Genomic DNA, 11,846 nt, shown 5'->3' on the forward strand with positions numbered 1-11,846 from the left:
ACTCATCATAAGTGGCGTTTTTATTTATTGAGCACTAATATTTCTGCCCTTAATCACTTTCTCCCAAACGACTGATTCTGCTTTCACTTGGGCTTCAAATTCTTTCTGGTTGTTTACTACAGCAGTCAGGCCATTTAAATCAAGGCTAGCACGCAATGCTTCCGAATTTACGGCTTTAACAGTAGCATCGTAAATCTTTTCGGTAATCGTCTTTGGGGTATTTGCCGGAGCAACAAGTCCAAACCAACCAGTCGATTCAAATCCAGGAATGCCAGCTTCCGCTACCGTGGGCACATCAGGTAATTGTTTTGAACGTTTTAAGCTAGTGACAGCTAAAGGCTTTATTTGCCCATTTTTGGCAAACCCGGTTGCTGCAGTGAGATTGCCCACCATGAAGTCGATTTGGCCAGCAACTAAGTCATTGATAGCTGCTGATTCACCCTTATATGGCACATGGGTAGCGGGGATATTTGCTGAATAGGTAAAGTTCTCAGCTGCCATATGCACTTGGCTACCAATGCCTGCAGAACCAAAGTTAAGATCCTTAGTCTTGGCATAAGCAATAAATTCACCCAAGGTTTTGACTGGTAACTTAGTACTCACTGATACCAGCATTGGACCACTCGCCACATTAGTAATGTAAACAAAGTCTTTAGCGTAATTGACTGGCAATTTCTTATAAAGATTTGGGTTGACAGTGAGCATGCTTCCAGAGGCGAGCATGATGGTGTAACCATCTGCTGCAGATTGTGCTACAAACTCAGCGGCAATATTGCCACCAGCGCCTGGTTTATTTTCGACAATCACATTTTGTCCAAGATCTTTTGTGAGTTGTTGCGCTAATAGGCGGCCCAAAATATCTGTAGTACCACCTGCAGCAAATGGAATGATGAGCTTAATCGGTTTAGTTGGCCAATTCTGTGCATAGCTTAATGGCGATGCAAGTAAAAGTAATGCTCCTGTGATCAATGCAAATTGTTTACCGATACGTCCAATGAATTTCTTAAGCATTCTTTTGTTCCCCAATGTTAATTTGATTTTTGTATCTTATCCTTAATTTCATTCAAAAATATAACCAGTTTTTATAAAATGGTTATAAGCCTATTTCAAATCGGCATCTGCTTTATCGCTACTTAGGCTTATATTTTTCGAGATTGCAGTGCACCCTACTTTGAATCTTGCAGGATATCAAATTCATCTATATGATATAGATATGTCATCTATTTTGATCTCTGAGTTCATTACAAGTCAAGCCTTAGAAACCCTGCGCTCTAAGCACAAGGTTGTTTACGAGCCAGATCTTTATAAAGACCGCCCAGCTTTGATTGCTGCGTTGCAAAATATTGAGGGACTAATTGTTCGTAATCTCACTCAAGTAAATGAGGATATCCTGGCGGGTGCCCCAAACTTAAAGGTAGTAGGTCGACTGGGTGTTGGGCTTGAAAATATTGAGTTGCCTGCCTGCGCCAAACGAAACATTAAGGTGATTCCAGCAACTGGTGCGAATGCTGAGTCTGTTGCTGAGTATGTTGTTGGTGCTGCAGTTGCATTAACGAGAGGATTTATTCCAGCGACTGTTTCAACGCTGAAAGGTGAGTGGCCTCGCCCTCGTTTTTCTACTTATCATGAATTTTTAGGCAAGACCATTGGCATTGTTGGTTTTGGCAGTATTGGTAGGGTGGTGGCTAAGAAAGCAAATGCATTTGGCTTACACTGCCTTGCATATGATCCAATGCTGCCTGCTGGCTCCGTTGAGCTCGTTGGATTTTCAGTGCCATTACTCTCATTGAATGACCTTCTTGCTAAAAGCGACGTGGTTACCTTGCATCTTCCATTTTTGCCTGAAACAAAGAACCTGTTTAATGCAGCTACCTTAGATCAAATGAAAAATGGTGCCTCCCTCATTAATACTGCGCGGGGCGGCATCGTTGATGAGAAGGCTCTTGCTGAGCGTTTGCGCTCTGGGCGTTTGGGTGGGGCGGCAATGGATGTGTTTGAGAGTGAGCCAGCAAAAGATTTGAGTCACTTTGCAGGTATAGAGAATCTCATTCTGACTCCGCATGTAGCAGGCGTAACTCATGAAAGTAATGAGCGCGTTAGTCAAATGATTGCCGATGAAGTTAATCGGTTTTTTGGAGCATAAATGAATTTATCCTATCAACAGATGCTTGAGCTAGCCTCATCTGGTTTACGAGCAGCTGGTATTGGTGACAAAGCAGCTTATGAGACAGCACAATTTTTAGCACTTGCTGAGCTTGATGGATTGGCTTCCCATGGATTAGCGCGCGTATCGCAATATGCAGGACATGCTAAAAATGGACGCATCGAGTTAGCTCCCAAAATCAAAGTGCGCCCTTTTAAAGTATCGGCTGCATTGGTAGATGCTTGTGATGGGCTTGCATTTCCAGCGCTACGCTTCGCTACAGACCTATCTGTCAACTTAGCTTCCAAGACTGGAGTGGGTCTAGTCGCAGTAACGAATAGTCATCACTTTGGGGTTGCGGGGCACTTTACTGAAGCAGCAGCGCGCGCCGGATATATTTCATTGTTGTTTGGCAATACGCCCGCGGCGATGCCGATGGTTGGCGGTAGTAAAGCAATTTTTGGAACCAATCCTCTAGCTGCAGCATTTCCAATTGCTAACCGAGATCCTTTAGTAATTGATATGTCTCTGTCAGCAGTAGCCCGTGGCAAGTTATTGGTTGCTGCAAAGAAAGGCGAATCTATTCCAGAGGGATGGGCCTTAACAGCTGATGGTAAACCCACCACAGATCCTAATGAGGGGCTCAAAGGATTAATGGTTCCGCTAGGCGGAGATAAAGGCGCTTTGCTTGCCCTGATTGTTGAGTTACTAGTTGTCGGTTTATCAGGAAGTCGCTTCTCTTATGAAGCGGATTCGTTCTTTGATGCCAAAGGAAATCGCCCTCGAATTGGGCAGCTTCTGTTAACGATTGATCCAGGTCTGGCAGGAAGCCAAGTGTTTGCAAATAAGATGCTCGCACTCTTAAAAACCTTAGCATCCGATTCTGGAACCCGTGTTCCGGGACAAAGGCGTTTCAAACAGCGTGCATCAGGCTTTAAAGAGGGCGTCAACGTTTCTGATGTGGTTGTAGAAGAAATACAGACTGGTATTCGCCAGTCATGGGGTGTTTAGTAGTTAAACAAGATTGAAGAGGAGAAGGTAATGATCCATTTTGTCGTGCATGAGCCAGGAGATGGCGTAGGCGTGGTGGTGGTTGAAGGCGTAAAAGCTGGAGATGATTTGATTGGTTGGGTAATGGATGGAGATTTAACGCTCAACATGAAATCTGAGAGCGATATTCCAATTGGCCACAAAATTTCATTGAATGAATTTAAGGCGGGCGATACGGTGATGAAGTATGGCGTAGACATCGGCAAGGTTGTAGCTCCCATCAAAAAAGGGGAGCACCTCCATGTTCAAAACGTAAAAACGAAGCGCTGGTAATCCAGGCTTTTATTCACCCATTCATTTAGAAAGAAAACAAGATGATTAATTTGAAAGACGCGAGCTTCATGGGTTATCGCCGTGAAAATGGCCGCATGGGAATTCGTAATCACGTATTAATTTTGCCTTTAGATGATTTATCAAACGCAGCTTGCGAAGCTGTAGCAAATAACATCAAAGGAACTCAGGCTATCCCTCACTCTTATGGCCGTTTGCAGTTTGGTGCCGACCTAGATCTGCACTTCCGCACTTTGATTGGCACTGGTACTAATCCAAACGTAGCTGCTGTAGTAGTGATTGGTATTGAGCCGCAGTGGACCAAAATTGTGGTTGATGGCATCAAGGCGTCTGGTAAGCCAGCAGAAGGTTTCTGGATCGAGGGTAATGGCGATACCGCTACGATTGCCTCTGCTAGCAAAGCTGCATACCAAATGATGAAGCATGCCTCTAAGCAAAAGCGGGTCAAAGCACCTTTATCTGAGTTATGGGTATCTACAAAGTGCGGTGAGTCTGATACAACTTCTGGTTGCGGCGCAAACCCAACAGTAGGTGATGCCTTTGATAAGCTCTATGGCATTGGCTCCACCTTAGTATTTGGCGAAACTACCGAATTAACTGGTGGTGAGCACTTGGTGGAAGCACGTTGCCGTACCCCAGAGGTTAAAAAGAAGTTCCGTGAAATGTTTGATCGCTATCAAGACGTGATCGAACGTCATAAGACCAGCGACTTATCTGATTCGCAGCCAACCAAGGGCAATATTGCTGGTGGTTTGACCACGATTGAAGAAAAAGCGCTGGGCAATATTCAGAAAATTGGTAAGAAATGTATTGTCGATAGCGTTTTGGATAAAGGTGAAGAGCCTAAGATCCCAGGCTTGCACTTTATGGACTCTTCCTCAGCTGCCGCTGAGATGGTGACCTTGTGTGCTGCTGCGGGATTTGCAGCACACTTCTTCCCAACAGGCCAAGGTAACGTGATTGGTAATGCGATTCTTCCAGTGATCAAGATTTGCGCAAACCCAAAAACAGTACGCACCATGGGTGAGCACATTGACGTTGATGTATCTGGTCTTTTGCGTCGTGAAGAGAATATGGACCAGGCTGGTGATAAGTTGTTGGAGTGCCTCTTACGCACTGCTGACGGCGAATTAACGGCTTCTGAGATTCTCGGTCACCGTGAGTTCGTATTAACCCGTTTATACGAATCAGCGTAATTTTTAAAGCATGAGATCCCTGACTGCTTATGAAGAAGTAAAGCAAAAGATCACCGAAGATCTGGTCAGGGGTCGTTATCCGATGGGGCAGGCATTGCCTGCTGAAAAGGATTTATCAAAAGAATTAGATGTTTCTATAGGAACCCTGCGTAAAGCGGTGGACGAGTTGGTTGCCGAAGGTATTGTGGTTCGTCGCCAGGGCAGGGGAACCTATGTTGCTGAGCATGACCTTAAAAGATTGCTGTATTACTTTTTTCACGTTGTAAAACATGATGCAGATAAAAAGATAAATCCACGAGTCGAGTTAGTTTCCTTAACTTCAGCTCTTGCAAATAGAGAAGAGGCCGGCAAGCTACAAATTAAAGAGGGCGCATCAGTATGGCGTCTGGTTAATTGCCTTTATTTAGATGATAAATGCGTCATGATTGACCATATTACTTTGGATAAGAAGCGGTTTAAGAATTTAACTCGTATGGACTTTATTAATCGCGAGGGCAGTATCTATCAGTTATATCAAATGAAGTACGGTCAGACAGTGGTTCGCAGTAGTGAACGTTTGCGTGCTGGTTTGGCTGGCAAGCAATACTCTGAGTGGTTAGGGCTAAAGCCAGATTCACCAGTTCTGATTATCAGAAGGGTAGCGCTTGGTATTCAGGATGAGCCATTGGAATGGCGGGTCTCTACGCTCAACACCAATCAACATGAATACTTTAGTGAGTTAGTGGTTTAAGAATTTATGCTCACAACTGCTAAGCAGAACTTACCAGGTTTATTGGTTTGTTTGATCATCGCCATGTCTACCAGTTTTCTTTCTGAAAATTATGGTGGACCACAGCTCTTATATGCTTTGTTACTAGGCTTATCACTGCACTTTCTCTATCTGAATGAAGCTGTCAAGCCAGGAATAGACTTCTGTGCAAAAACGATTCTTCGTTTGGGTGTTGCTTTTCTAGGAATTCGGATTACTTTTGCTGATATTAGTGCGATTGGCATTAATACTGGCTTCATGGTGATCATGGCGGTTGCTGCAACGGTTTGCTTGGGCTTTTTGCTGGCAAAGTTTTTAAAGCTCTCGCCAGATTTTGGCTTGATAGCAGGTGGATCTGTTGGTATTTGCGGTGCTTCTGCTGCACTTGCAGTCGCCTCTGTATTGCCTAAGTCAAAAGAGAATGAGCAATTTACCTTATTAGTGGTGGTTGGGGTAACGGTGCTATCGACCATAGCAATGGTGACATATCCTTTCGCTTTGCAAATGCTCAATATTGGCGATCTTTCAGCCGGTATTTTTATAGGTGCCACTATTCATGATGTTGCTCAAGTGGTTGCCGCAGGAATGCTGTTTGGTTCCGAGGCGGGCGATGTCGCAACTGTGGTGAAGTTATTTCGCGTAGCGCTACTCCTACCCGTAGTTTTAGTGATCTCTATTTTCTTTGGTACGCAAAGAGCGACTAATCAATTAGGGTGGGGTAGCTTGCGCTTGATCCCAACATTTTTATTGGGCTTTGTTGCGCTTTCTATTGTGGCTTCAATGGAAATTTTACCCACTTCAATCACACATCAAATTGGTGGAATATCCCGTTGGATGTTGGTGATTGCAATTGCAGCTGCAGGATTGAAAACTAATTTTCAAGAACTGGCAAAGCTAGGTTGGCAGCCGGTATTTATGTTAATTGTTGAAACCCTCTTTATTGCTATTCTGGGGCTCATATTCATTATGTATGGCGCCTAGGGTTAACAGAAATATCAACTTTTATAGTTTGGCAGTATGCTTTAAAAAATAAGCTGAGTAACGCATATAACGGGGGCAAAATATTTATGTCTAAGAGGGATACATTTTCTAATCGCCGTCTTTTTTTAAAGTCATCGCTGGTTGCGGGGGCTGGGGTAAATGGCGTTATGGGCGCTAATTCCGCCTTTGCTAAAAATCAGGGCGATGGTTTTTTAGAGGTTGATCCTTGGACAAAAACTCAGGGATCAACCTTCGTAAATCCACCTTATGGCTTGCCATCGAAGTATGAAAAGAATGTTGTTCGATTACTTCCCTCTCCAGCGCCAACATTCTTAACGGGTTCAAGAACACCCTTGCAAAGCTTGCATGGAATTATTACCCCTAATGGTTTAGTTTTCGAGCGACATCATGCAGGAGTGCCCGATATTAATCCTGACCTGCATAAATTGGTGATTCATGGTTTGGTGGATCGCCCAATGATCTTTAGTATGGAAGATATTGTCCGCTTTCCATCGGAATCCCGAATTAATTTCTTAGAGTGCTCCGGTAACAGTGCTGCTGAACTCAAGAAGGCAAGCAATCAAACAGTTCAGCAAATTCATGGATTGGTATCCTGTTGCGAGTGGACTGGCGTGCGCTTATCTACAATTTTGCAAGAGTGTGGCGTGCAGCCCTCTGCAAAATGGGCCTTGGCTGAGGGTGCTGATGGAGCCGCAATGACGCGGAGCATTCCCATGAGCAAGATGATGGACGATGCTTTATTGGTGTATGCACAAAATGGTGAGATGTTGCGTGCTGAACAAGGCTATCCACTGCGTCTATTTTTGCCTGGTTATGAAGGCAATATGAGCATTAAGTGGTTGCGAAGAATTAAGTTAGGTACTGAGCCATGGCAAACTCGTGAAGAGACCTCTGCTTATACCGATCTGAGGGCAGATGGGAAGGCGTTGCAATTTACTTTCGCCATGGAGGTGAAATCAGTCATTACGCAGCCCTCAGGGATGATGAAACTCAAATCAAAAGGCTTTTATGAGATCTCCGGCTTCGCTTGGTCCGGTAATGGCAAGATTCGGCGCGTTGAGGTCTCGACTGATGGTGGTAAGTCATGGAGTGAGGCCGTGTTGCAGGAGCCTGTAATAGATAAATCCCTAGTTCGATTTCGTTTTCCTTGGATGTGGGATGGAGCGCCAGCAACACTGATGAGTAGGGCGGTTGATTCAAGTGGTGAAGTACAGCCTACGATGGATGCTGTTATCAAGGCTAAGAGCGTAAATACTTTCTATCACAATAACGCCATTCAACCATGGCATGTTGCTGCTAATGGGGAGGTGACTAATGGACGCTAATAGATATATCAACATTGCTCTACTTGTAGTTACCATTGGCATGCCATTAGGCTGTACTAGTAGTTACCAAGCACATAGCCCCATAGGCCTTGGCAAGCCGATTACTGAAAATCAGATTCAGGCATGGAATATTGACGTTGGTCCAAGTGGAGTAGGCTTACCACCCGGCTCAAGTACCGCAATTATTGGAGAAAAGTTATATCAGCAACAGTGCGCGTCCTGTCATGGAGACCAGGGGCAAGGCGGAGTAGCAAATCGTCTTGTGGGTGGCGGTTCATTGAATACAAATTCGCCCATAAAGACCGTGGGCAGTTTTTGGCCTTACTCAACTACTATTTTTGATTATGTGAAAAGGGCGATGCCACATCAAGCGCCGCAGTCCTTAACAGATGATCAAGTTTATGCCGCCACCGCCTATATTTTGTATCTTAATAAGATAATCCCAAAAGATGCGGTGATGGATGCTAAGACACTACCTTTGGTAAAAATGCCTAATAGGGATGGATTTATTCGTATCGAGCGTTGAGCAGTTGAAAAGACATTGATGATTTGAAGAGTCTTACGATCATTACTTCTCTACAAATGCTCTTTCAAAGACGTAATCACCCAACTGTCCAAGGCTCGGTGAAACTTTAAAGCCTTTGGCATCGAGCATCTCGGCAGTTTCTTTAAGCATGGATGGGCTGCCACAGATCATGGCTCGGTCTACTGCGGAATCTAGTGGCGGTAAGCCAATATCATTAAAGAGCTGACCAGATTCAATGGCAGTGGTTAGGCGGCCCGTATGTTTAAAGGCTTCGCGAGTAACCGTTGGGTAGTAGATTAGCTTTTCACGAATGATCTCACCGATGTATTCATCTTGAGTGAGTTCATTTTTGATGTATTCGCCATAAGCAAGTTCGCTTACTAAACGTACACCATGAATCAAAACTACCTTTTCAAACTTATCGTAAGTCTCTGGGTCACGAATGATGCTCATAAATGGTGCTAAGCCAGTACCAGTGCTAAAGAGATAAAGGTGCTTGCCAGGATTTAAGTCATCAATGACTAAGGTGCCAACGGACTTCTCGCTCACAAGGATGGGGTCGCCTACCTGAATTTTCTGCAAACGGGATGTGAGTGGACCATCTTGAACTTTAATACTCAAGAATTCCAAATGCTCTTCATAGTTTGGGCTAGCAACGCTATAGGCTCGTACGAGTGGCTTGCCTTCCACTTCAAGGCCAATCATTAAGAAGTGACCGCTACGGAATCGCAAGCCTTTATTGCGAGTAGTAGTAAAGCTAAAAAGAGTGTCATTCCAATGATGAACAGTGAGAACAGTTTCAGTGTTATATGCGGCCATAGGTGCTTATAAATAAAATGATTTGATTGAGCAATGCAATGATTAAAGTATTTCTGGCTTGCCTCTAATTACTCTTCTTCGCGACGTAGGTGCGGGAACAAAATCACATCTCGAATGTTTGGTGCATCGGTGAGAAGCATGACTAAACGGTCGATGCCAATACCACAACCACCCGTTGGAGGCATGCCATATTCCAAGGCGCGGATGAAATCATGGTCAAAATACATTGCTTCCTCGTCACCAGCCTCTTTTTGAGCTACTTGCTTGCGGAAACGATTAGCCTGATCTTCAGCATCGTTTAACTCTGAGAAGCCATTAGCTATTTCACGACCAGTGATGAATAGTTCAAAGCGCTCAGTAACTCCTGGGCGAGTATCCGATTCTCTAGCGAGTGGACTCACTTCGATTGGATAATCGATGATGTAAGTTGGATCCCAGAGATGTTCTTCAGCTACTAACTCAAATAGGGCGAGTTGAAGGGCCCCGATGCCAGCATTCTTTAGGGTTGGAGAGTCTGGATTCTCACCACCTTTTTTCAATTCAGCACGAATGAAATTAACATCCTCTAATTGGGCTGCTTGATAGCTCTTATTGGACTGTGGCCCATGCTTCAGAATTGCTTCAGTAATGGTTAAGCGTTGAAATGGCTTACTTAAATCGAGTTCACGGCCTTGGTGTGTCAATACTGCTGTGCCTTGCGCATCCATTGCTGCTGCACGAATCAAGCCTTCTGTGAAATCCATTAGCCAACGGTAATCGGTATAAGCCGCGTAGAACTCCATCATAGTGAACTCAGGATTGTGACGTGGGCTCACACCTTCGTTGCGGAAGTTGCGGTTGATTTCAAAGACACGTTCAAAGCCACCCACTACCAAACGTTTGAGATAAAGCTCGGGTGCAATACGCATGAACATCTGCATATCTAAAGCATTATGGTGAGTAATGAATGGTTTGGCTGTAGCACCACCTGGAATAGGGTGAAGCATCGGCGTTTCGACTTCCATAAAGTCTGCATCGAGCATATAGCGACGCAGAGACGCAATCGCATTGCTACGCGCTTTAAAGGTATTGCGACTTTCTGGATTAACGATCAAATCGACATAGCGCTGACGATATTTAGTCTCAAGATCAGAAAGACCGTGGAACTTATCTGGCAATGGGCGCAACGACTTGCTCAGTAAACGTAGATTGCTAGACTCAACCGAGAGCTCACCCTTATTGGTCTTAAAGAGATTGCCTTCAGCAGAAATAAAGTCACCCATATCCCAGTGTTTAAAGGCGCCATGGGTATCAGCACCACTCAGTTCATCGCTGATATAGAACTGAATTTGACCGCTGCGATCTTGGATGGTTGCAAAGCTGGCTTTACCCATCACGCGTTTAAGCACCATGCGACCCGCCACTTTGACATGCACTTTCTTAGCAGCAAGCTCTTCTTTAGTGAGGCTATCGTAATGGGTATGAAGATCAGCAGCCAAATGCGTTGGTACAAAATCATTTGGGAAAGCAACTCCACTTTCACGCAGCTTAGCGAGTTTTTCACGGCGCTCAGCAATGATATGGTTTTCATCAACTGCTTCAGTGGCGGGGGCTTGATTCGTTTTATCGTTCATATTGGTGGGTAATTAAACGCCTTGCTTCAGGCTGGCTTCAATAAAGGCATCAAGATCTCCATCTAATACTTTTTGGGTATTTGAGATCTCAACGTTAGTACGTAAATCTTTGATGCGGCTTTGATCCAAAACGTAAGAGCGGATTTGATGACCCCAGCCTACATCGGTTTTGTTCGCCTCTAACTTATCTTGTTCAACGCGACGCTTTTGCATTTCATGTTCGTACAAGCGCGATTTAAGCATGGTCATCGCTTCAGCGCGGTTGCGATGTTGGCTCCGATCATTCTGACACTGCACCACGATTCCGGTTGGTAAGTGTGTAAGGCGCACAGCGGAGTCAGTTTTATTAATATGCTGACCACCTGCACCAGAGGCGCGGTAGGTGTCGGTGCGAATATCGGCAGGATTGACTTCAATCTCAATGGAGTCATCAATCTCGGGATATACGTAGATTGAAGCGAAAGAGGTGTGTCGACCATTAGACGAGTCAAATGGTGATTTACGCACTAAACGATGCACACCGGTTTCAGAACGGAGATGGCCGTAGGCATACTCACCATCAACTTTGATAGTGGCGCTCTTGATGCCAGCAACATCACCATCAGATTCTTCCAAAATTTCTGTTTTGTAGCCCTTGCGTTCGCAATACTTGAGGTATTGACGATAGAGCATGCTAGCCCAGTCACAAGCTTCTGTGCCGCCTGCACCGGCTTGAATATCAATAAAGCAATTGCAAGAATCCATTTCATTGTGGAACATGCGACGGAACTCTAGGTCGCCAATGATCTTGCTATAACTCTCCACATCCTGCTCAATGGCAGAGATTGTTTCAAAGTCACTTTCCTCTTTAGCCATATCAAATAACTCCAGAGCACTGGTGATATTCGTATTTAAATTAGTTAGAGTGTCAACCACGCCATCGAGTAATTTCTTCTCCTTACCTAGCGCTTGCGCCTTTTTTTGATCATCCCAAATGGTGGGATCTTCTAGGATTGAGTTAACTTCGGTAAGGCGACGTGACTTTACTTCGAAGTCAAAGATACCCCCGAAGAGCTTGCTCACGGGTGAGCAGGTCGGACAAGGTATTTGAGATAGTATTGAGTTGTTCAGCTTCCATCCCCTAATTATAAGTG

General features: G+C 44.6%; 12 protein-coding genes. 8 read left to right on the plus strand and 4 right to left on the minus strand.

What is annotated here, in order from left to right; genetic code table 11:
- Positions 1–24 precede the first annotated feature (24 nt).
- Positions 25–1,011 (minus strand): tripartite tricarboxylate transporter substrate binding protein, encoded by a 987-nt coding sequence (locus tag ICN31_RS01055; protein ID WP_216257759.1) that lies wholly within the window; start codon positions 1,009–1,011, stop codon positions 25–27.
- Between the two features lie 202 nt (positions 1,012–1,213).
- Here ICN31_RS01055 and ICN31_RS01060 point away from each other — a divergent pair, with 202 nt between their 5' ends.
- The 8 genes from ICN31_RS01060 to ICN31_RS01095 all read left to right on the plus strand — a co-directional run bounded on the left by ICN31_RS01060 (position 1,214) and on the right by ICN31_RS01095 (position 8,281).
- Positions 1,214–2,143, plus strand: coding sequence for a hydroxyacid dehydrogenase (locus ICN31_RS01060; RefSeq protein ID WP_216257761.1), 930 nt, complete (start codon positions 1,214–1,216; stop codon positions 2,141–2,143).
- Entirely contained in the window at positions 2,144–3,154 is a 1,011-nt protein-coding gene (locus ICN31_RS01065; protein WP_216257763.1) for an Ldh family oxidoreductase, read from the plus strand. It abuts the gene before it with no gap.
- Positions 3,155–3,184: 30 nt separating this feature from the next.
- On the plus strand, positions 3,185–3,466 hold the full coding sequence (locus tag ICN31_RS01070; protein ID WP_216257765.1) for a flagellar biosynthesis protein FlgA: 282 nt from the start codon (positions 3,185–3,187) through the stop codon (positions 3,464–3,466).
- A gap of 41 nt (positions 3,467–3,507) precedes the next feature.
- Positions 3,508–4,680: a UxaA family hydrolase gene (locus ICN31_RS01075; RefSeq protein ID WP_088524549.1), complete on the plus strand. Its 1,173-nt coding sequence runs from the start codon at positions 3,508–3,510 to the stop codon at positions 4,678–4,680.
- A gap of 10 nt (positions 4,681–4,690) precedes the next feature.
- The gene (locus tag ICN31_RS01080; protein ID WP_216257767.1) at positions 4,691–5,410 is read left to right on the plus strand and encodes a GntR family transcriptional regulator; all 720 of its coding nucleotides are present in this window, start codon (positions 4,691–4,693) and stop codon (positions 5,408–5,410) included.
- Between the two features lie 6 nt (positions 5,411–5,416).
- A complete protein-coding gene (locus ICN31_RS01085) occupies positions 5,417–6,409 on the plus strand; it encodes a YeiH family protein (protein ID WP_216257768.1) in 993 nt (330 codons plus the stop codon).
- 86 nt (positions 6,410–6,495) lie between these two features.
- Positions 6,496–7,755 (plus strand): sulfite dehydrogenase, encoded by a 1,260-nt coding sequence (gene soxC, locus ICN31_RS01090; RefSeq protein WP_216257770.1) that lies wholly within the window; start codon positions 6,496–6,498, stop codon positions 7,753–7,755.
- Positions 7,745–8,281: a c-type cytochrome gene (locus ICN31_RS01095; protein WP_216257772.1), complete on the plus strand. Its 537-nt coding sequence runs from the start codon at positions 7,745–7,747 to the stop codon at positions 8,279–8,281. Before soxC ends, ICN31_RS01095 begins: the two co-directional genes overlap by 11 nt.
- A gap of 42 nt (positions 8,282–8,323) precedes the next feature.
- Here ICN31_RS01095 and ICN31_RS01100 read toward each other — a convergent pair whose 3' ends face one another.
- The 3 genes from ICN31_RS01100 to prfB form a co-directional block, all read right to left on the minus strand.
- Complete coding sequence (locus tag ICN31_RS01100) at positions 8,324–9,100, minus strand: ferredoxin--NADP reductase (protein ID WP_216257775.1); 777 nt, start codon at positions 9,098–9,100, stop codon at positions 8,324–8,326.
- Positions 9,101–9,168: 68 nt separating this feature from the next.
- The gene (lysS, locus tag ICN31_RS01105; RefSeq protein WP_216257777.1) at positions 9,169–10,713 is read right to left on the minus strand and encodes a lysine--tRNA ligase; all 1,545 of its coding nucleotides are present in this window, start codon (positions 10,711–10,713) and stop codon (positions 9,169–9,171) included.
- A 12-nt stretch (positions 10,714–10,725) separates the two neighbouring features.
- Positions 10,726–11,830, minus strand: a protein-coding gene (gene prfB, locus ICN31_RS01110; protein WP_216257780.1) for a peptide chain release factor 2 whose coding sequence is annotated in 2 segments (ribosomal slippage) — positions 10,726–11,748 and positions 11,750–11,830 — 1,104 coding nt in all. Because the reading frame shifts where the segments join, the coding sequence is not laid out codon by codon here.
- Positions 11,831–11,846 lie beyond the last annotated feature (16 nt).

This window comes from Polynucleobacter sp. UB-Piko-W3, assembly GCF_018881635.1.
Lineage (GTDB): Bacteria > Pseudomonadota > Gammaproteobacteria > Burkholderiales > Burkholderiaceae > Polynucleobacter.

Bases quoted from the DNA above. Each gene is read 5' to 3' on its own strand.
- ICN31_RS01055 (WP_216257759.1), bottom strand. From the start codon at position 1,011: ATGCTTAAGAAATTCATTGGACGTATCGGTAAACAATTTGCATTGATC.
- ICN31_RS01060 (WP_216257761.1), top strand. From the start codon at position 1,214: ATGTCATCTATTTTGATCTCTGAGTTCATTACAAGTCAAGCCTTAGAA.
- ICN31_RS01065 (WP_216257763.1), top strand. From the start codon at position 2,144: ATGAATTTATCCTATCAACAGATGCTTGAGCTAGCCTCATCTGGTTTA.
- ICN31_RS01070 (WP_216257765.1), top strand. From the start codon at position 3,185: ATGATCCATTTTGTCGTGCATGAGCCAGGAGATGGCGTAGGCGTGGTG.
- ICN31_RS01075 (WP_088524549.1), top strand. From the start codon at position 3,508: ATGATTAATTTGAAAGACGCGAGCTTCATGGGTTATCGCCGTGAAAAT.
- ICN31_RS01080 (WP_216257767.1), top strand. From the start codon at position 4,691: ATGAGATCCCTGACTGCTTATGAAGAAGTAAAGCAAAAGATCACCGAA.
- ICN31_RS01085 (WP_216257768.1), top strand. From the start codon at position 5,417: ATGCTCACAACTGCTAAGCAGAACTTACCAGGTTTATTGGTTTGTTTG.
- soxC (WP_216257770.1), top strand. From the start codon at position 6,496: ATGTCTAAGAGGGATACATTTTCTAATCGCCGTCTTTTTTTAAAGTCA.
- ICN31_RS01095 (WP_216257772.1), top strand. From the start codon at position 7,745: ATGGACGCTAATAGATATATCAACATTGCTCTACTTGTAGTTACCATT.
- ICN31_RS01100 (WP_216257775.1), bottom strand. From the start codon at position 9,100: ATGGCCGCATATAACACTGAAACTGTTCTCACTGTTCATCATTGGAAT.
- lysS (WP_216257777.1), bottom strand. From the start codon at position 10,713: ATGAACGATAAAACGAATCAAGCCCCCGCCACTGAAGCAGTTGATGAA.